This window comes from Salinivibrio costicola subsp. alcaliphilus, from assembly GCF_001996185.1.
GTDB lineage: Bacteria > Pseudomonadota > Gammaproteobacteria > Enterobacterales > Vibrionaceae > Salinivibrio > Salinivibrio costicola.
This window is the reverse complement of sequence record NZ_MUFR01000001.1, coordinates 53423-70871: the sequence shown is the minus strand read 5'-3', so window position 1 is coordinate 70871 and position 17449 is coordinate 53423. Positions and strand designations below refer to the sequence as shown.

The 17449-nt window shown below is 49.6% G+C and carries 16 protein-coding genes; 12 read left to right on the top strand and 4 right to left on the bottom strand.

All coding sequences use genetic code 11. The annotated features are described in order from the left end of the window. Positions 1-12 precede the first annotated feature (12 nt). Complete coding sequence (locus BZJ21_RS00315) at positions 13-837, bottom strand: DUF1853 family protein (protein ID WP_077668846.1); 825 nt, start codon at positions 835-837, stop codon at positions 13-15. 138 nt (positions 838-975) lie between these two features. Between BZJ21_RS00315 and BZJ21_RS00310 the strand changes: the two genes are divergently transcribed. Continuing rightward, positions 976-1173 carry a DUF2517 family protein gene (locus BZJ21_RS00310; protein WP_021022462.1) on the top strand — a complete coding sequence of 66 codons (198 nt, stop codon included), beginning with the start codon at positions 976-978 and terminating at the stop codon, positions 1171-1173. A 134-nt stretch (positions 1174-1307) separates the two neighbouring features. Beyond that, positions 1308-2066 carry a Nif3-like dinuclear metal center hexameric protein gene (locus tag BZJ21_RS00305; RefSeq protein ID WP_025744307.1) on the top strand — a complete coding sequence of 253 codons (759 nt, stop codon included), beginning with the start codon at positions 1308-1310 and terminating at the stop codon, positions 2064-2066. Between the two features lie 53 nt (positions 2067-2119). Here the strand turns inward: BZJ21_RS00305 and BZJ21_RS00300 are convergent, their stop codons facing one another. Next, positions 2120-3409, bottom strand: a complete 1290-nt coding sequence (locus BZJ21_RS00300) for a citrate synthase (protein WP_077668845.1) — start codon at positions 3407-3409, stop codon at positions 2120-2122. Between the two features lie 420 nt (positions 3410-3829). On the opposite strand from BZJ21_RS00300, the gene sdhC reads away from it, so the two are divergent. The 8 genes from sdhC to sucD all read left to right on the top strand — a co-directional run bounded on the left by sdhC (position 3830) and on the right by sucD (position 13380). Continuing rightward, positions 3830-4222: a succinate dehydrogenase cytochrome b556 subunit gene (sdhC, locus tag BZJ21_RS00295; RefSeq protein ID WP_021022459.1), complete on the top strand. Its 393-nt coding sequence runs from the start codon at positions 3830-3832 to the stop codon at positions 4220-4222. Next, positions 4216-4566 (top strand): succinate dehydrogenase, hydrophobic membrane anchor protein, encoded by a 351-nt coding sequence (sdhD, locus tag BZJ21_RS00290; protein ID WP_021022458.1) that lies wholly within the window; start codon positions 4216-4218, stop codon positions 4564-4566. The genes sdhC and sdhD overlap by 7 nt, the downstream gene beginning before the upstream one ends. Beyond that, a complete protein-coding gene (gene sdhA, locus BZJ21_RS00285) occupies positions 4567-6333 on the top strand; it encodes a succinate dehydrogenase flavoprotein subunit (RefSeq protein ID WP_021022457.1) in 1767 nt (588 codons plus the stop codon). It abuts the gene before it with no gap. Positions 6334-6346: 13 nt separating this feature from the next. Further along, positions 6347-7060: a succinate dehydrogenase iron-sulfur subunit gene (locus BZJ21_RS00280; RefSeq protein WP_077668844.1), complete on the top strand. Its 714-nt coding sequence runs from the start codon at positions 6347-6349 to the stop codon at positions 7058-7060. Positions 7061-7175: 115 nt separating this feature from the next. Then, positions 7176-9986 (top strand): 2-oxoglutarate dehydrogenase E1 component, encoded by a 2811-nt coding sequence (gene sucA / locus BZJ21_RS00275; RefSeq protein WP_077668843.1) that lies wholly within the window; start codon positions 7176-7178, stop codon positions 9984-9986. 28 nt (positions 9987-10014) lie between these two features. Then, entirely contained in the window at positions 10015-11226 is a 1212-nt protein-coding gene (odhB, locus tag BZJ21_RS00270; protein ID WP_021022454.1) for a 2-oxoglutarate dehydrogenase complex dihydrolipoyllysine-residue succinyltransferase, read from the top strand. Positions 11227-11338: 112 nt separating this feature from the next. Next, positions 11339-12505: an ADP-forming succinate--CoA ligase subunit beta gene (sucC, locus tag BZJ21_RS00265; protein ID WP_077460170.1), complete on the top strand. Its 1167-nt coding sequence runs from the start codon at positions 11339-11341 to the stop codon at positions 12503-12505. A 2-nt stretch (positions 12506-12507) separates the two neighbouring features. Continuing rightward, positions 12508-13380 (top strand): succinate--CoA ligase subunit alpha, encoded by an 873-nt coding sequence (sucD, locus tag BZJ21_RS00260; protein ID WP_021022452.1) that lies wholly within the window; start codon positions 12508-12510, stop codon positions 13378-13380. A 192-nt stretch (positions 13381-13572) separates the two neighbouring features. Here the strand turns inward: sucD and znuB are convergent, their stop codons facing one another. After that, a complete protein-coding gene (gene znuB, locus BZJ21_RS00255; protein WP_021022451.1) occupies positions 13573-14364 on the bottom strand; it encodes a zinc ABC transporter permease subunit ZnuB in 792 nt (263 codons plus the stop codon). Beyond that, complete coding sequence (gene znuC, locus BZJ21_RS00250) at positions 14357-15121, bottom strand: zinc ABC transporter ATP-binding protein ZnuC (protein WP_077575868.1); 765 nt, start codon at positions 15119-15121, stop codon at positions 14357-14359. The genes znuB and znuC overlap by 8 nt, the downstream gene beginning before the upstream one ends. A 78-nt stretch (positions 15122-15199) precedes the next feature. Here znuC and znuA point away from each other — a divergent pair, with 78 nt between their 5' ends. Together znuA and mepM are read left to right on the top strand one after the other, a co-directional pair. Then, positions 15200-16096, top strand: coding sequence for a zinc ABC transporter substrate-binding protein ZnuA (znuA, locus tag BZJ21_RS00245; protein ID WP_236719484.1), 897 nt, complete (start codon positions 15200-15202; stop codon positions 16094-16096). Then, positions 16080-17417 (top strand): murein DD-endopeptidase MepM, encoded by a 1338-nt coding sequence (gene mepM / locus BZJ21_RS00240; RefSeq protein ID WP_077668841.1) that lies wholly within the window; start codon positions 16080-16082, stop codon positions 17415-17417. Before znuA ends, mepM begins: the two co-directional genes overlap by 17 nt. Positions 17418-17449 lie beyond the last annotated feature (32 nt).

Genomic DNA, 17449 nt, shown 5'->3' with positions numbered 1-17449 from the left:
AGTGCGCGCTTTTTATTTTTTGGGGGCGGGCGAAGGTGCGTTATTAGGCCAAGTGTTCGGCACTACGAACCAAGGTGTTTGTGTGTTATCTAACAAATGACACGTGCGGTCTATGTTACCGAGACTGCCTGGGACAATGGGGGGTAACTCCCCAAATTCTGGCAGAGATAACCATTGATCGCGGGCCAACATGGCAAATTCTCTGTCTGTTGGCAGTTCGTCAGGCCAGCACCACCAACCACCGACACTTGCCGCATTAACGGGAGGCCAGTCGGGCAGGTCAGTATCCTGGCTGTAATGACGGTAAAGCCGGCCTTGAACCATTAAGCGTTTTTGGGTGGGCCGCCAATGAGGAAACTGTTGGCAAAAGCTTGGATGACTCGACAGAGCCAATTGATGGTCAATCATGCGCGCAACTTTAATATCGAGTGCGTCCTTGGCGTTCGGACCCAGCCAGCGATTCTGATGAGCAAGATAAAATTTTACCGCGACTTCCCAGTGTTCTAACTGCCCTTGGTACTCAATCAAAAAATCAATGGCACCTCGTGTTTTTCCAGCCTCATTAACCTGTATTTCTTCTGCTTCTAGTCGCAAGTGAGGATGATGATGGATTAACTCAGTGAGCAACCATTGATAATAAAAGCCAATTCGCCTAGGGCCCGCGTACGGTTTAGATGCCGATACCGAGACGGCCGAGAAAAGTCCGTGCGGTACAAGCGAAAACTGCTCAGAAGACAACAACGGAAATTGGCGTTGTAGCCATTTTATATCCGCCTGTATTTGTTCCCTATTGGCAAACAACGTGTCCGGTGAGTGGTGTGACCGCAGATAAGCCATAATGTAATTTAATTACCTTGTTAATCGTTTGTTAATACCAAAAACGTATTTTTAGGATAAAAAACCAGCAAAATGTAGTAATGCTACAAAAATAATGATAGACTTCACACATAACTGGTCAGATGAGTGAGGTTCGCTATGTATAAACCGTTCGATAAAACCCGTGTTGTTCTGCGTCGTTGTGTTGTCGTAGTGGCGGGCATCACTTGCCTGCCAACGCTGATTGCGCCATCGCTAGCTTCTCGTATTTATAGCCATTTGCACCAAGTATGGCTTAAAGACAGCACCAAACCTGTATGGCTGGCTGAGTCCGAGAAAGCTGGGGGCTATCTGTAACCCGCGAAGGTCTGATTTAAACGCACAACTTCGTGTGGTTGAAAAAGGCGGTTAGCATCAATGCTAGCCGCTTTTTTTATCTTTGCTTGTCAGGTTACACTGTTCCCATTGTCTCGCAAGTGAATGTGATTGCTATGAATAATTTCCAGCTAGAAGCCCTGCTTAACGCTGAACTGAAACCTGAACAAGTTAAAGACTACAGCCCAAACGGATTACAAGTTCAAGGCCGCGATAATGTACAAACCATTGTTACTGGCGTGACGGCCTGCCAAGACTTAATTGATAAAGCAATTGAATATCAAGCCGATGCTATCTTGGTTCATCATGGCTACTTTTGGCGTGGTGAGTCGCAATCAATACGCGGCATGAAGTATCAACGGATTAAGATGTTGATTGAAAACGGTATCAACTTATACGGTTACCATTTGCCGCTTGATATCCATCCCACATTAGGCAACAACGCCCAGCTAGCCAAACGATTGGGGATTGAGATCATAGGTGGCTTGGAGCCCAATAATCCAGTCTCCATTCCTGTCTATGGCAAATTATCAACACCGATGACTCTTGGCCAATTCGAGCAACAAGTTGCGACCGTGCTTAACCGAACGCCACTTGTCGTTGACGGTGGCAGGACAGCACGGATAGAGACCGTCGGCCTGTGCACGGGAGGGGCGCAAGACTTTATCGACTTAGCCGCCGAGCAAGGCATGGATGCGTATTTATCGGGTGAAATTTCTGAGCGAACCACGTTTTCAGCGCGCGAGCAGGGTGTGCATTATGTTGCCGCGGGGCACCATGCAACAGAACGTTATGGGGTTAAAGCGTTGGGTGAGTGGTTAGCTGACCATCATGGGCTTACCACGCACTTTGTCGATATCGACAATCCCGCATAAAAAAAGCCGCCCATCGAGGCGGCTTCGTTAGCTCTATCATCAAGGTGTCGCAGTTAATCGCGTTTATCCATCGGCGTGAATTCACGCTGGGTATAGCCTGAGTAAAGCTGGCGTGGACGACCAATGCGCTTGTGTGGATCCGTATGCATTTCGTTCCAATGAGCAATCCAACCGATCGTCCGCGACATCGCGAAGATAACGGTAAACATCGATGTGGGAATACCGATGGCTTTGAGGATGATGCCCGAGTAGAAATCGACATTCGGATACAATTTCTTGTCGATGAAGTATTGATCGGAGAGTGCGATGCGTTCTAACTCCATCGCCACATCCAATAACGGGTCTTGAATTTGTAGCTCTTCAAGCACTTCATGACATGCTTCGCGCATGACCGTTGCACGTGGGTCATAGTTCTTATAAACCCGGTGACCAAAGCCCATTAAGCGGAAAGGATCATCTTTATCCTTAGCGCGTTCAATGTACTCAGGAATGTTATCGACATGGCCGATTTGCTCAAGCATGCGCAGGCAAGCTTCATTGGCCCCGCCATGTGCCGGCCCCCACAAGGACGCGATACCGGCAGCAATACAAGCAAACGGATTGGCTCCCGATGATCCCGCTAGGCGTACCGTGGATGTTGAGGCGTTTTGCTCATGATCCGCGTGTAGGGTGAAAATCTTATCCATCGCGCGCGCAACTACCGGATTCACCTCATATTCTTCACATGGTGTGGCAAACATCATATGAAGGAAGTTCTCTGCGTAGTCCAGATCGTTACGTGGATAAATAAATGGCTGGCCAATCGAATACTTGTAACACATAGCCGCCAGGGTAGGCATCTTCGACAGCAAACGAAACGCCGTAATTTCACGGTGTTTATCATTGTTGATGTCGAGAGAATCGTGGTAGAACGCGGCAAGCGCCCCTACAACCCCGACTATAACGGCCATAGGGTGAGCATCACGACGGAAACCATGGAAGAAACTCGCGATTTGTTCGTGAACCATGGTGTGGCGCACGATCATAGAACGAAAACCATCGTATTGTTTTTTTGTAGGGACTTCGCCGTAGAGCAGGATGTAACAGACTTCTAAGTAATCAGCGTTATTGGCAAGTTGATCTATCGGAAAACCACGGTGTAGTAAAACACCCGCTTCGCCGTCGATGTAGGTGATTTGCGAATCGCAAGATCCTGTCGCAACAAACCCTGGATCAAACGTGAAGTAACCTTCATTGACTAGCTTGCGCACATCGATCACATCCGGGCCGACAGTGCCTCCGATAATCGGCAGTTCGATTGGTGCTTTCCCTTCGATATGTAGGGTAGCTTTCTTCTCTGCCATAACAATCTCCTTTGTTATTTTATAATCCCATCCAGGATACGGACCCGACCGTTTTACCGATCGACCTCTATTATGTCAATTTTTAACCTATCGATGTGTGCGTCAGTTAATAACTTATGTGCGTTAGTTAATAACTTATGTGCAATGGGGGTTAAATATCTGTTGTGAGATTCCGGTCAATTTTGTGCGTTTGTAATTGTCTGTTACGCCACGTATACTTTTTCGAGGTCTCTGGGCAAATCAGTATCCTAGAGCGTTTAGGGGCTCAAACACCTTTCCTAACTGACGTGATCCATTCACCGAAAATTGCAGTTATAAGCAATAAGGTACATGAAGCGCGTTACGCAGATGTTGCAGGTCTTACGCTTTGAGTACTGAGGTTCAGAGAGTGTAATAACTATAAATGCTCAATAGAGCTGAGTGGGCAATATCGTGAAAGAAAGAAAGTCAAGACCCGTAAACCTCGACCTTAAGACGATTCGCTTCCCCATTACAGCGATTGCGTCTATTTTGCATCGGATATCAGGTGTGATCACCTTTGTTTCGATCGCCATCCTACTGTGGCTGCTTAGCCTGTCTCTCTCTTCTCCTGATGGATTTCAATCTGCTGCTGCGATACTCGATACCTTCTTCGTCAAGCTCGTACTTTGGGGCATTTTGACGGCGCTGGCTTATCACATCGTTGGCGGGATTCGTCATTTAATCCAAGACCTGGGTTACTTTGAAGAGCTGGAGTCGGGGGCAAAAAGTGCCCAAGTCTCGTTTGTAATTGCAGGCGTGCTAGCTGTGTTGGCGGGGGTTTTAGTATGGTAACAAAAAATATTTCATCGGTGGGTCGCAACGGTGTGCACGATTATGTGCTGGTCCGAGCTACTGCGATTCTCATCACACTTTACACACTTTATATGGTCGGTTTTGCCGTCTTTGGCCCTGAGATTACGTATGCCTCATGGACAGCGTTTTTCGGCCAGACCAGCACGAAGGTCTTTACCATGTTGGCCCTGGTCTCTGTGCTGATCCACGGCTGGATTGGGATGTGGCAGGTGTTGACTGATTATATCAAGCCAGCCTTGCTGCGCGGTGTATTACAGCTTGCTGTTGTCGCCACGCTTCTCATCTATGTGTTTGCCGGTTTCTTTGTATTGTGGGGTGTGTAAGTGAGTATTCCAGTTCGCGAATTTGATGCAATCGTTATTGGAGCAGGTGGCGCCGGTATGCGCGCGGCACTGCAAATATCCGAGCAGGGCCTAACGTGTGCGCTGTTATCTAAAGTGTTCCCAACTCGCTCTCATACTGTGTCAGCACAGGGCGGGATTACAGTGGCACTGGGTAACTCGCACAAGGATAATTGGCAATGGCATATGTACGACACCGTCAAAGGCTCCGATTATATTGGTGATCAAGACGCTATCGAATACATGTGTAAAACAGGCCCGCAGTCAGTCATTGAGCTAGAGAAAATGGGATTGCCCTTTTCTCGCTTTGAAGATGGTTCGATCTATCAACGACCCTTTGGCGGTCAATCAAAAGAATTTGGGGGCGAGCAAGCGGCACGTACCGCCGCGGCGGCAGACCGAACTGGCCATGCCCTATTGCATACGCTTTACCAACAAAACATCAAAAACAAAACGACGATTTTTTCAGAGTGGTATGCCCTTGATCTGGTCAAAAACCAAGATGGAGTGATTGTCGGTGCAACGGCGATGTGCATGGAAACGGGTGAGATTTGTTACTTCAAATCGAAAGCAACCGTGTTGGCGACTGGGGGCGCAGGCCGTATTTATCAGTCAACCACCAACGCGCACATCAATACCGGTGATGGTGTCGGTATGGCGCTCCGTGCTGGCGTACCGATGCAGGACATGGAAATGTGGCAATTCCACCCCACAGGCATTGCGGGTGCCGGTGTCTTGGTGACAGAAGGCTGTCGTGGTGAGGGTGGCTATCTACTCAATAAAGATGGTGAACGCTTCATGGAGCGTTATGCGCCTAATGCAAAAGACCTTGCGGGTCGTGACGTGGTTGCCCGATCAATGATGATCGAGATCCGTGAAGGACGCGGCTGTGAGGGGCCATGGGGCCCACACATTAAGCTGAAGCTCGACCATCTCGGCAAAGATGTACTGGAATCGCGCTTGCCGGGTATCTTGGATTTGTCGCGCACTTTTGCACATGTCGATCCGATCAAAGAGCCGATTCCTGTTATCCCAACGTGTCACTACATGATGGGAGGCATTCCAACGCAAGTATCCGGCCAAGCCATTAAACAAGATCCACTGGGCAATGATATCGAAGTTCAAGGGCTTTTTGCCTGCGGTGAAATCGCCAGTGTCTCTGTACATGGCGCCAACCGCTTAGGGGGCAACTCGCTCTTAGACTTGGTTGTCTTCGGCCGTGCAACAGGGTTACACCTAGGGGAAACCTTGGCAGCGCAGGTGGAAGCAAGAGACGCCAGTGAATCAGACATTGAAGCCTCTCTGGCTCGCGTCAATCGCTGGAATAGTACTCAGCAGGGTGAAGACCCAGTAGAAATTCGCAAAGACCTTCAAGCGTGTATGCAAGAAAACTTCTCGGTGTTCCGAGAAGGCGAAGCGATGGAAAAAGGGCTGAAAGAGTTGGATGCTATCCGTGAGCGACTCAAAACAGCACGCCTTGATGATACATCAACAGAGTTTAACACCCAGCGCGTCGAGTGTTTGGAGCTGGAGAACCTGATGGAAACTGCCTATTCAACGGCGGTCTCCGCGTATTATCGGACGGAAAGCCGTGGTGCTCATGCGCGCTTCGACTACCAAGAGCGTGATGACGAGAATTGGTTGTGTCACTCCATCTATAACCCAGAAACGGAAACCATGTCCAAGCGCGACGTCAATATGGCGCCTGTGCATCGTGACGCTTTCCCACCGAAAGCACGTACTTATTAAGGGGGTCGAAACGATGAACGTTAATTTTTCAGTCTATCGCTATAATCCAGATGTGGACGATGCGCCATACATGAAGGATTACACACTCGACGTCCCTGAAGGGTCGTCAGATATGATGCTTTTGGATGCGCTGTTTCAACTCAAAGAGCAGGATCCAACGCTGTCATTCCGTCGCTCGTGTCGAGAGGGAGTCTGTGGCTCTGACGGTGTCAATATGAACGGTAAAAATGGGCTGGCATGCATCACGCCTTTATCCTCGCTAATGGATAAGTCGGAGATTGTTATTCGTCCGTTGCCTGGTTTGCCCGTAGTGCGTGATCTCATTATCGATATGGGGCAGTTCTATGAGAACTACGAGCGCGTCAAACCTTATTTGATCAACGATGAGACACCACCGTCGCGTGAGAACCTTCAAGCGCCGGAAGATAGAGCAGAGCTTGATGGTTTGTATGAGTGCATCATGTGTGCTTGCTGTAGTACGGCGTGCCCATCGTTTTGGTGGAACCCTGACAAGTTCGTCGGCCCTGCAGGCCTTCTTGCCGCTTATCGTTGGCTGGCTGATAGCCGTGATACGGCAACCGAAGAACGGTTATCTGATCTAGACGACGCTTTTAGTGTCTTCCGTTGCCACGGAATAATGAACTGTGTCAGTGTATGTCCAAAAGGGCTTAATCCAACCAAGGCAATTGGGCACATTAAGTCAATGCTGATTCAGCGCGGCGTTTAAAACGCTGAACCAATAACGTAGATAAAAAATGCCCCGTTCTAGGACGGGGCTTAATAACAGGTAACCCGGCTTAGAACCGGTGTTTGGATAAATAACTAGTGGTTAAGGGATAACAATGCAAAATGGCGTGATGAAGGCTTGGTTAGAGTCTTCTCATTTGGCTGGCGCCAATGCAACGTACGTAGAAGATCTCTACGAAATGTACCTCAGTGACCCGGAGTTAGTTGATCAAGAATGGAGAGCGGTCTTTGACCAGCTACCAGTGGTGAGTGATACCGCGGTAGAACAACCCCACTCTCGAGTTCGCGATTACTTTCGACGCTTAGCTACCGATACATCGCGTGCAAGTGCTTCAGTCAATGATCCAGATGTAGACGCGAAACAAGTCAAAGTTCTTCAACTGATCAATGCGTTCCGTTTCCGTGGCCATCAACAGGCCAGTTTAGACCCCCTCGGATTATGGAAACGTAAACCTGTCCCCGATTTGTCACCTGACTTCCATTCTCTTAACGAGCAGGATTTTAACGAGACCTTTAATGTCGGCTCATTTGCAATTGGCAAAGACAATATGCAATTAGGTGAGTTGTATGACGCACTGCAAAAGACCTATTGCGGGTCAATTGGTGCTGAGTACATGCACATTACAGATACCGAAGAAAAGCGTTGGATTCAAAGCCGCCTCGAATCAGTTGTGGGGCAGCCACAATTTAGCGAGGAAGAGAAGCTCACCTTTTTGGAAGAGCTAACGGCAGCAGAAGGCCTTGAACGGTATTTGGGGGCTAAATTCCCTGGGGCAAAACGTTTCTCGCTTGAAGGGGGCGACTCGCTCATTCCTATGCTCAAAGAGCTTATTCGCCATGCGGGAAGTAACGGTGGGCGTGAAGTGGTTGTTGGGATGGCTCACCGTGGTCGACTCAATGTCTTAGTCAATGTGCTGGGTAAAAAGCCGTCAGAGTTATTTGATGAGTTCGCAGGGAAACAAGATGAAAGTTGGGGAACCGGTGATGTGAAATATCATCAGGGGTTCTCATCTGACTTTGCGACCCCAGGTGGTGACGTTCATCTTGCTTTAGCGTTCAACCCGTCACACCTTGAAATTGTTAATCCAGTGGTCATGGGCTCCGTGCGTGCGCGTCAAGACCGACTCGAAGACAGCACAGGCTCAAGCGTATTGCCGATCACCATTCATGGCGATGCGTCGATTGCGGGACAAGGCGTGGTGCAAGAGACCTTTAATATGTCTCAAGCGCGGGGCTTCCAAGTGGGCGGCACGGTGCGGATTGTGGTGAACAATCAGATTGGTTTTACAACCTCAAATCCGGCAGATTCTCGCTCAACCCAGTACTGCACCGATATCGCGAAAATGGTTCAGGCGCCGATTTTCCACGTCAATGCCGACGATCCCGAAGCGGTAGCATTTGTGTCGCGTTTAGCGCTTGATTTTCGTAATGAGTTTCAACGCGATGTGGTCATTGATTTGGTCTGTTATCGCCGTCATGGCCATAACGAAGCGGATGAACCGAATGCCACGCAGCCGATGATGTACCAGAAGATCAAAAAACATCCGACGCCGCGCAAACTCTATGCGGATGTGCTTGATCAACAAGGCATTGCCAACCTAGAAAAAGCGACCGAATTGATTAACGAATACCGTGATCTGTTGGACAGCGGTGAATGCGTAGTGAAAGAGTGGCGCCCAATGGTGTTGCACTCGGTCGACTGGACCCCTTATCTCGGCCACGACTGGACGGTTGAGTGGGCGAACAAGTTTGATGCCAAACGGCTGAAAGAGCTTGGTAACCGTATCTGTCAATTGCCAGATAGCCATACGCTACACAGCCGAGTCGGTAAGCTTTACAAAGATCGTAAAGCGATGATTGATGGTGAAAAACCTGTTGACTGGGGGATGGCCGAGACATTGGCCTATGCCACGCTGGTGGACGACGGCAAGCGTGTTCGTATTACGGGCCAAGATACTGGTCGTGGTACTTTCTTCCATCGTCACGCGGTGTTACATAACCAAGGCGATGGCAGTACCTATGTCCCCCTTGCCAATATCCATAATAAGCAAGGGCCGTTCGAAATTTATGACTCTGTGTTGTCTGAAGCGGCCGTCGTGGCATTTGAGTATGGCTATGCGACCGCAGAGCCGGGTGGCTTAACGGTATGGGAAGCGCAATTTGGCGATTTTGGTAATGGCGCGCAAGTTGTGATTGACCAGTTCATCAGCTCTGGCGAGCAGAAGTGGCGCCGGATGTGTGGTTTAACCATGTTGCTCCCTCACGGTTATGAAGGGCAGGGCCCTGAGCACTCTTCCGCGCGCTTAGAGCGGTATTTGCAATTATGTGCCGAGCAAAATATGCAGGTCGTGGTGCCCTCGAGCCCCGCTCAGGTTTATCATATGCTACGCCGTCAAGTTGTTCGCCCGATGCGTCGACCATTGGTGGTTATGTCACCTAAATCCTTGCTACGCCATCCGCTTTGTGTATCCAGCCTAGACGATCTGACAGAGGGCGATTTCCAACCCGCTATCGGTGAAATGGATGATCTGGATCCAAGCAAGGTGAAACGGGTGGTTATGTGTGCCGGTAAGGTCTATTACGATTTGCTGAAAGCACGCCGCGAGCAAGAAATCGATGACGTAGCCATTGTTCGTATCGAGCAACTTTATCCGTTCCCGCTTGAGGCGGTGAAAGAAGTGATTGCGCCTTACGGCAATGCAAAAGACTTTGTATGGTGTCAAGAAGAGCCACAAAACCAAGGGGCTTGGTACAGCAGCCAGCACAACTTCCGTGCAGCTTTACCGGATGGTGCCACACTCAGCTACGCTGGGCGTGCCGCCTCGGCATCGCCAGCGGTAGGTTATATGTCTGTACACCAGAAACAACAAAAAGCGTTAGTACAAGACGCTCTGACCCTAAAGTAAGAACTAGAACATTAAGGATAAATACGATATGACAATCGAAATTCTGGTTCCCGATTTACCCGAATCTGTGGCTGACGCAACGATTGCCACATGGCATAAACAGCCAGGTGACTCGGTAACCCGTGACGAAGTACTGGTTGATATTGAAACAGATAAGGTCGTGCTAGAAGTTCCCGCTCCTGCAGATGGGGTACTGGAATCCATCATTGAAGATGAAGGGTCAACCGTGCTGGGCAAACAAGCGATCGCCAAGCTGAAAGAAGGGGCAGTCGCGGGTGAACCAACCAAAGATGTGCCCGCTGAATCAGAGGCATCACCGGATAAGCGCCACACTGCGTCACTAGAAGAAGAGAGCAATGACTCACTGAGCCCTGCCGTCCGTCGCTTATTGGCTGAACATGATCTTTCTTCGGATGCGGTGAAAGGCACGGGTGTAGGCGGACGCATTACCCGAGAAGATGTGGAAGCGCACCTGAAGAAGCAGCCCGCGCAAAGTAGTGAGCAGAAAGCGGCGACCCAAGATGTGCCGCCAGTGGCAGAGCGAGGCGAGAAGCGTGTGCCGATGACGCGTTTGCGTAAGCGCGTGGCAGAACGTCTGCTCGAAGCAAAAAACAGCACCGCGATGCTAACCACATTTAACGAAGTGAACATGAAGCCAATTATGGAACTGCGTAAGCAGTACCGTGATTCGTTTGAAAAGCGTCATGATATTCGCCTTGGTTTCATGTCTTTTTACGTTAAAGCGGTCGTTGAAGCCCTTAAACGTTATCCAGAAGTGAATGCGTCAATAGATGGTGATGAGATTGTGTATCACAACTATTTTGACGTCAGCATGGCGGTTTCTACTCCGCGTGGCTTGGTAACACCTGTACTGCGCGACTGCGACAAACTAGGTTTTGCCGATATCGAAAAAGGTATTCGTGACTTAGCCATAAAGGGGCGTGACGGCAAGTTGACCGTTGATGAACTCACCGGAGGTAACTTTACTCTGACCAATGGCGGTGTGTTCGGCTCATTAATGTCAACGCCGATCATTAACCCACCTCAAGCTGCCATTCTTGGCATGCATAAAATTCAAGATCGCCCAATGGCGGTAGATGGCAAGGTTGAAATCTTGCCGATGATGTACCTTGCGCTTTCCTATGATCACCGCCTTATTGACGGTCGTGAGTCGGTTGGTTTCTTGGTCACCATCAAAGAGCTCCTTGAAGACCCAACACGTCTGCTCCTAGACGTTTAATGGTGTTATCGACCTCTTTTTGAGGGAAATAAACCGTTTTGAAGGGGACGGAGGTCCCCTTCTTTGGAAAGCATAAAGATACAATAATGGACACTAACACGGATAGAACATCATGAATCTGCACGAATATCAGTCAAAGCAGCTGTTCGCTGAATATGGTCTACCAGTTTCAGAGGGCTATGCCTGCGATACACCACAAGAAGCTGCTGAAGCAGCCGATAAAATTGGCGGCAACAAATGGGTTGTGAAATGCCAAGTTCACGCCGGTGGCCGCGGAAAAGCGGGCGGGGTGAAACTCGCGAACTCAAAAGAAGAAATCCGCGAATTTGCACAGAAATGGCTGGGTAAAAACCTAGTGACATTTCAAACGGACGAGAATGGCCAACCAGTCAGCAAAATTTTGGTTGAGTCTTGCACCGATATCGCTAAAGAGCTTTACCTGGGTGCCGTGGTCGACCGTGGCTCGCGTCGCGTTGTTTTCATGGCATCCACCGAAGGCGGTGTTGAAATAGAAAAAGTCGCCGAAGAAACGCCAGAGCTGATTCACAAAGCATCGATTGATCCTTTGGTTGGCCCACAACCTTACCAGGGTCGCCAACTGGCATTTAAACTTGGCTTAGAAGGTGAGCAAATCAAGCAGTTCACTAAGATCTTTGTCGGGATTGGTCAACTGTTCTTGGATAAAGATGTTGCCTTGGTTGAGGTAAACCCGCTGGTGATTACTGAACAAGGCGATTTGCATTGCTTGGATGCAAAGCTAGCGATTGACAGTAATGCGGTATATCGTCAGCCGAAGGTGCGTGCGATGCACGACCCGAGTCAAGACGATGAGCGCGAAGCGCATGCGGCACAGTGGGAGCTGAACTATGTTGCGCTAGACGGCAACATTGGTTGTATGGTGAATGGTGCTGGCTTGGCAATGGGGACCATGGACATTGTTAACTTGCACGGTGGTAGCCCTGCCAACTTCCTCGATGTGGGAGGCGGTGCGACAAAAGAGCGTGTGACAGAAGCCTTTAAAATCATTCTATCTGATAGCAACGTAAAGGCGGTATTGGTGAACATCTTTGGCGGCATTGTGCGCTGTGATCTGATTGCAGATGGCATTATTGGTGCGGTTGAAGAAGTCGGCGTTAAAGTGCCTGTTGTGGTTCGTCTTGAGGGGAATAACGCAGACTTAGGCGCCAAAAAACTGGCCGATAGTGGTTTGAACATCATTGCGGCAACATCGCTAACCGAAGCCGCACAGAAAGTCGTTGCTGCCGCGGAGGGTAAATAACAATGTCAGTGCTGATCAATAAAGAAACCAAAGTTATCTGCCAAGGATTTACGGGCGGTCAAGGAACCTTCCATTCCGAGCAGGCGATTGAATATGGAACCCAAATGGTCGGTGGCGTATCACCGGGCAAAGGCGGCACGACTCACCTCGGCCTTCCGGTCTTTAATACCGTGGCAGACGCGGTTGAAGCGACCGGCGCCACTGCCTCGGTCATTTATGTGCCAGCGCCTTTTTGTAAAGATGCCATTTTAGAAGCGATTGACGCCGGGATTGAGCTGATCGTCTGTATTACCGAAGGTATTCCAACGCTGGATATGCTGGAAGTGAAAGTGAAACTGGATCAAGCAGGGGTGCGAATGATCGGCCCTAACTGCCCCGGTGTGATTACCCCCGATGAGTCTAAGATTGGCATTATGCCAGGACATATCCATCAGTCGGGTAAGGTAGGCATTGTTTCACGCTCAGGCACCTTGACTTATGAAGCGGTAAAACAAACAACCGATGAAGGCTTTGGCCAATCAACGTGCGTTGGAATTGGTGGTGATCCGATTCCAGGCTCAAACTTTATCGACATCCTCGCGATGTTCGAAAAGGATCCTGCCACCGAAGCAATTGTAATGATTGGTGAAATCGGTGGTACCGCCGAAGAAGAAGCCGCCGCGTACATTAAAGCGAATGTTACCAAGCCGGTTGTGGCTTATATTGCTGGTGTGACTGCGCCTCCAGGCAAACGTATGGGCCATGCGGGTGCAATCATTTCTGGTGGTAAAGGTACCGCAGACGATAAATTTGCGGCCTTGGAAGCGGCAGGCGTGACAACAGTGAAAAGCTTGGCCGATATTGGCAAAGCACTACGTGAAAAAACCAACTGGTAATGTAATTTTCCAGTCACGTAAAGCCCAAAGCCGCTCATGTGAGCGGCTTTTGTCGTTACAGGGAAAACGTTAAGGCCTGCGCGTTTTCACAGCATAAACGTGTTTAACGTTTAGACTCGTTCAGACTATGATCGTCTTCAGGCTATGATCGCATTCAGAGCATCATCGCATTCAGGCCGTGGTCGCAGATACTCAGGTAACGGCGCGAGAAGGGACCAGCTGCGTGAGCATAAATACACTGGCTGCAGCAACCACTACTGACGGCCCTGCGGGCGTATCATAAAACCAGGATCCAGCCATACCCAGCATCACGGCGAACATGCCAATCAGGCTAGCAAAAGCAGCCATTTGCTCTGGCGTAGACGCCAGTCGGCGGGCTGTTGCAGCGGGAATGATCAGCATGGATGTAATAATCAGCGCGCCAACAAACTTCATCGCCAATGCGATCACTAAACCAATCAATAGCATCAATAAAAGCCGCAGTTTTTCGACCGCTATCCCTTCGACTTTAGCCAGCTCTTCACTGACGGTCATCGATAGAAGTTGTTCCCAATAATATCCCAGTACAGCAAGCGTAAAGCAGGCGCCGACCGCGAGCCAGGTAAGGTCAGAAAATGAAACCGCCAGCAGATCGCCAAACAAATAGGCCATCAAATCAACCCGCATGTTGTCTAAAAAGCTGACCGCCACTAAGCCCAAAGACAGAGCGCTGTGTGCCAATATCCCGAGTAAGGTATCGGTAGAAACCAGATGTTGGCGTTGCAGACCAACCAACAAGATCGCGAGAAGCAAACACGTCACAACCAGCGCGAGATTTAAGTCAATTTGGAGCAAAAACCCAAGCGCGAGCCCAAGTAATGAAGCGTGTGCTAAGGTATCGCCGAAATAGGCCATCCGACGCCAGACCACAAAAGAGCCTAATGGCCCAGCAATGGCAGCGATAAGTAGGCCACCCATAATAGGGGCAAGAAGGAACTCAATCATGGTGGTGCTCTTGGTGATCACAGCTTACAGGCTGGCCTGCAAGATCATGTTGGTGATGATGGTGGTGATGATATAACGCCAGTTGTTCACTGGTTTGACGACCAAACATCGCGACATAGGATGGATGCTGAGATATGGCGTCGGGTGCGCCAGAGCAGCACACATGGTGTTGAAGGCAAATGACGTCATCGGTCTTGGCCATGACTAAATGCAAATCGTGTGACACCATTAATACCGCGCATTTTAGTGTATCGCGCAGGTGAGCGATGAGGCTATACATTTCTAATTGGCCGCTGACATCGACCCCTTGCACCGGTTCATCTAACACCAGCACATCCGGCTGTTTTAAGATCGCACGCGCCAAAAGAACACGTTGTGTTTCACCGCCCGAAAGCGTGTGCATATTGGCGTATTGCAATGATTCTGCGTTGACGGTTTTCAACGCGTGATCAATTTGGGAATTGGTATAGCGTGTTCCTAGGCGAATAAATCGGTCAACCGTCAAAGGCAGTGTCTGGTTAAGCTGAAGTTTTTGTGGCACATAGCCTATCTTGACCCCTTTAGCGACGTGAACCATACCCGCTGCAGGCTTCACTAAACCAATTAATGCTTTGACCAAGGTTGATTTCCCCGCGCCATTTGGACCAATGAGCGTGGTAATCTGTCCTCGTTTTAATTGCATAGAGACCTTGTCCAGCACATTTCGGCCGTTATAGGTCACCGTCACCGCGTCAAGCGAGACTAGCGAATTTGTCATAGTGAAAAAAAGCATTGTGAATTGGAATTGTTATAATATAACATTTCTGCCCGTCGAGAAAACAAAAGAATGAGAGGAATGATGACAGCTCGTATTATTGGTGGACTTTTTGCGCTATTGCTGGTGATGCCGGCTCACGCGATCACGGTGATGACAACCATTAAACCGCTTCAGCTTATTACGGCAGGACTCATTGCCGATGATGATCGTTTAGACGTGCTGCTACCTCCTGGCGCATCACCGCATGGCTACGCCCTGAAACCTTCGGATATTCGCGCGTTGAATCAAGCCGATATTACCCTATGGGTCGGGCCCGAACTCGAACTGTTTCTCGATAAGTTATTAGCCGATAAGCCCTCGGTGCTGACGCTATCTCAGATTGAGGGGATGCCACTGCGTGATTTTGACGGCGCCCATGATCATCATGGCCATGATCACGGTGAACATAACATCGACCCTCATCTGTGGTTGGGTCCAGACACCGCACGGGTAGCCGCGCAAGCGATTACCGCGGCTTTAATTGAGGCGGCGCCGGATAAAGCGGCGATCTATCGGGCTAACCTTAACCGTTTTAATACCCAGCTAACCCAAACCGTCGCGGATATTGAAGATGAGTTATCCACGCATATGCAGTCAGGCTACTTTGTCTTTCATGATGCCTATGGCTACTTTGAAACGGCCTTTGGCCTCGAGAAAACCGGCCATTTTACCGTGGATCCAAGCCAAAAACCGGGCGCTAAGACGTTAGTAACCATTCGCCGAGGATTGCTTAATCATGATGCGACCTGTATCTTCACTGAGCCGCAGTTTAATCCTGCACTGATTGATGCTGTGACCCGACATAATGACGTCAATGTCCTCGAACTCGATCCATTGGCGACGTCAATTCAGGTAACGCCTGATGCTTATCAGGTGTTTTTAAAAGATATGGGAAATCGTTTCGCACGTTGTTTAAAGCATGAAACTACTCACTAACTGGTTAGCTGCTACGGCTCGGCTACCACGCCAGCACAAGCTAGCACTCGCATCATTATCTCTTTTAGTTGGCGCTGCCTTGATGTGGCAGCCCCATCCTTTTTCCTCTTCACGTGATCGCCAACCGATACCTATCCCGAACGATACGCAAAATATCACCTCCGTCGAGCACAGTGAGCCTATCGAACAGGGTCTGGATGCCGATGATCCTGCACTTCGCGTACCGGAAGATGCATTAGAAAAAGACATCACCTCGGAAGCACCGCGCACCCACCAACACACGGTGGCTGCCGGCGATACGTTGGGAGGTATTTTTTCCCAATACGGACTTCCGATCAGCCAGCTTTATCAAATGCTTGATGAAAATGATCGCGTGGGTGACATCCGTCGTGGTCAAAACATGGAGTGGCAGGTCGATGAACAAGGACGGTTATTAACGTTCACCCTGTACCAATCGCTCAAATACCGGGATCAGTATCGTTTTGAGCAGGGGAAGGTAGCGTATGCGCGTTTAGAAACCAAAGGGGATCGTGAAAAAGTCACCGTGATTGGTCGTGTCAACAGCAGTTTTTACCAACAAGCTCGCCAAGCGGGGCTAACCCCCAATCAAATTCAAAACCTGGTTTCGGCATTACAATGGCGGTTTGACTTTGGACGCCAATCGCGTCGAGGCGATCAGTTTGCGATTCAGGTAGATAAAGAGTTTATTGACAATAAACCGGTCTCATCTGGAAATATATTCGCCATGCTCTATCGAGCGGGAGATCGTGATATCTTCATTTATCGACATACGGATGGCCGTTTTTATGATGAGCAAGGGCAAAGCTTAGATCGTGCCCTGCGCCGCATCCCTACGGCGAAACGCTACCGGATTAGCTCCTCGTTTGATCCTCACCGCAAGCATCCCATTACGGGGCGTATCTCTCCGCATAATGGGACCGACTTTGCTACCCCCGTTGGGACGTCGGTGCTAGCGGCAGGTGATGGCGTGGTGGTGAAAGCGCGCAAACACCCGTTAGCAGGAAACTATGTTGTCATCAAACATGGTCGTGAATACTCAACCCGTTATCTCCATTTACACCGGATTTTGGTGAAACCTGGCGACCACGTATCAATGGGACAACGGATTGCGCTCAGTGGCAACACGGGACGCTCGACCGGCCCACACCTGCATTTTGAGTTATTAAAGTACGGCCACCCTGTGAATGCCATGAAAGTGCCGTTGCCCGAAGCTCATCCCGTGCCGAGTCAGGAGAGAGGTGAGTTTCAGCGTCAAGCAAAACATGCGCAGCAAGCATTGGAGCAGCGTCTTAATGGGTAATAAATATTAAAAATGTGAGGACTCGCTCACAT

What these genes read in the sequence shown, in the direction of transcription:
- BZJ21_RS00315 (WP_077668846.1), bottom strand. Translation starts at nt 837, where the DNA reads ATGGCTTATCTGCGGTCACACCACTCACCGGACACGTTGTTTGCCAAT.
- BZJ21_RS00310 (WP_021022462.1), top strand. Translation starts at nt 976, where the DNA reads ATGTATAAACCGTTCGATAAAACCCGTGTTGTTCTGCGTCGTTGTGTT.
- BZJ21_RS00305 (WP_025744307.1), top strand. Translation starts at nt 1,308, where the DNA reads ATGAATAATTTCCAGCTAGAAGCCCTGCTTAACGCTGAACTGAAACCT.
- BZJ21_RS00300 (WP_077668845.1), bottom strand. Translation starts at nt 3,409, where the DNA reads ATGGCAGAGAAGAAAGCTACCCTACATATCGAAGGGAAAGCACCAATC.
- sdhD (WP_021022458.1), top strand. Translation starts at nt 4,216, where the DNA reads ATGGTAACAAAAAATATTTCATCGGTGGGTCGCAACGGTGTGCACGAT.
- BZJ21_RS00280 (WP_077668844.1), top strand. Translation starts at nt 6,347, where the DNA reads ATGAACGTTAATTTTTCAGTCTATCGCTATAATCCAGATGTGGACGAT.
- sucA (WP_077668843.1), top strand. Translation starts at nt 7,176, where the DNA reads ATGCAAAATGGCGTGATGAAGGCTTGGTTAGAGTCTTCTCATTTGGCT.
- odhB (WP_021022454.1), top strand. Translation starts at nt 10,015, where the DNA reads ATGACAATCGAAATTCTGGTTCCCGATTTACCCGAATCTGTGGCTGAC.
- sucC (WP_077460170.1), top strand. Translation starts at nt 11,339, where the DNA reads ATGAATCTGCACGAATATCAGTCAAAGCAGCTGTTCGCTGAATATGGT.
- sucD (WP_021022452.1), top strand. Translation starts at nt 12,508, where the DNA reads ATGTCAGTGCTGATCAATAAAGAAACCAAAGTTATCTGCCAAGGATTT.
- znuB (WP_021022451.1), bottom strand. Translation starts at nt 14,364, where the DNA reads ATGATTGAGTTCCTTCTTGCCCCTATTATGGGTGGCCTACTTATCGCT.
- znuC (WP_077575868.1), bottom strand. Translation starts at nt 15,121, where the DNA reads ATGACAAATTCGCTAGTCTCGCTTGACGCGGTGACGGTGACCTATAAC.
- znuA (WP_236719484.1), top strand. Translation starts at nt 15,200, where the DNA reads ATGATGACAGCTCGTATTATTGGTGGACTTTTTGCGCTATTGCTGGTG.
- mepM (WP_077668841.1), top strand. Translation starts at nt 16,080, where the DNA reads ATGAAACTACTCACTAACTGGTTAGCTGCTACGGCTCGGCTACCACGC.